The 1,170-nt window shown below is 37.8% G+C and carries 1 protein-coding gene; it reads right to left on the bottom strand.

The features are described 5' to 3' along the window. Positions 1 to 65: 65 nt before the first annotated feature. Positions 66 to 698 (bottom strand): hypothetical protein, encoded by a 633-nt coding sequence (locus EPX21_RS06145; protein ID WP_134088789.1) that lies wholly within the window; start codon positions 696 to 698, stop codon positions 66 to 68. Positions 699 to 1,170: the final 472 nt, after the last annotated feature.

Below are 1,170 nucleotides of genomic sequence, written 5' to 3'. Positions count from 1 at the left end.
TTCGCTAAACTTACTTCTTTTCATTACCCCTAAATTATAAAACTACATTAATAATCGTAGCTGTTTTAAGGGAAGATTACAATCTGTTTTACGCTGTCAGCATCCTTGATATGGTTTAAATAGGTAAAATAAATAGGCAGCGCGAAATAACTGTTAAGCACATCAAAGGTAATGCGTCGGCGTTCCTGTTTCAAAAAAACAGTGTCGTCAGTGGATAGGTTATTAAGATCTTTTTTCCTTGATTCACCCTCTTTTCTAATTTCGGCAATGGCATGAACAAGATCCTGTCCCTTCATTAATGATTCCTGATCGATAAACGATCCTCCCTTAGGAAAGGGGGTTTTGGATAAATACGCGTTTATCCCCTTGTTGTCGATCTCAAACTTTGAGTCCTCCGGGCTTTGTGCAATATGTATCTTCAGTGTATCATGAGGTTTTATGTAAAGTATATTACGCAATATCCTGACGTATTTTGGTTTTTCTATATGAAAGAAGGCCGTAAAATAGCCCGAAGTATCCTGCTCGAGCCTCGGGTAGTCTGACTCATCGGTTAGGCGTTCGAGATCTGTCATGTCTTGGACGAACATTTCATTGTCAACATTCTCAAATTTCACATAAATTCCGACGTTCGGCTTTTGTTGCGCCTGGGCACCAAAGATCCAGACTGTAGTAAGTACGAGATAAATAAGAATGCGCATAAAATTATAATTTAGCTGAAGATGTTTTTCTTCTAGTTTTATTGTTGATTATTCTATGTACGATTTGATCGGTTTTAAGATAAGAAAAAAAGTTGTACTTTGTGTTAAAAGGCCTGCAGATTAAGATTTTCTTTAAAAAGATATAATGTACTCTTTTTGAATTTAAATAGGTTGTGTGAGAGTTGGCGATTGGATGTGTTTGTTGTGGCGGGCCACATGCTTCCGTAGATCTTCGGTGTTGATGTCTTGTTCTAGATGGTCGCAACGAACTCGGAGTCATAAGGAGCCCCCTCTCTGGTTTCGATTTCCATATTAAGCATGTATGTTCTTTAAAATCAATTCTATAGTACGCAGCGTTACAAAATCAGAATAATATTTCAATTGGTTAACTAATGGATATAATGTTGATGTTGACCCCTCCGCTGGACATACTGACCCCTCTATCGAGTTAGTATCTCAGTCCAACTGATGA

Origin of the sequence: Olivibacter sp. XZL3 (assembly GCF_004368405.1) — a bacterium.
Taxonomy (GTDB): domain Bacteria; phylum Bacteroidota; class Bacteroidia; order Sphingobacteriales; family Sphingobacteriaceae; genus Olivibacter.
The sequence above is the reverse complement of the archived record's forward strand: the minus strand, read 5'-3'. Positions and strand labels throughout refer to the sequence as shown.

Coding starts and splice junctions, on each gene's coding strand:
- EPX21_RS06145 (WP_134088789.1), bottom strand. CDS start 698: ATGCGCATTCTTATTTATCTCGTACTTACTACAGTCTGGATCTTTGGT.